This window comes from Sutterella massiliensis (assembly GCF_016899755.1).
GTDB classification, from domain to species: Bacteria; Pseudomonadota; Gammaproteobacteria; order Burkholderiales; family Burkholderiaceae_F; genus Sutterella; species Sutterella massiliensis.
Genome location: NZ_JACJJC010000511.1, coordinates 1 through 243, shown reverse-complemented (window position 1 = coordinate 243; position 243 = coordinate 1). Strand labels below are relative to the sequence as shown.

Here is a 243-nt window from a genome sequence, read left to right as displayed (position 1 = left end):
CCATTAGTCGTGATAATCACGGCTTTTATCCAATCTTCTATAGTATTATTGAAGATAAATGGGTCATATCAAATAGTTTTGTTGCCATTTTTGAAGAACTTAAAAGCAAATCAATCGATTTGCATTTAAATATTGCATTGTTACAATCTTGGAATAGTGATTTAGCTTTAACACTTCAAGCTAGCTCTTTTGATACCTTCATTGATGAAATTAAACTGTTGCCCTCAACTCATTATTTTAAGG

The 243-nt window shown here is 30.5% G+C and carries 1 protein-coding gene; it reads left to right on the top strand.

The window, feature by feature from the left end; all coding sequences use genetic code 11:
- On the top strand, positions 1-243 hold a 243-nt coding region (locus H6A60_RS13515; RefSeq protein WP_205105392.1), incomplete at both ends, for a hypothetical protein.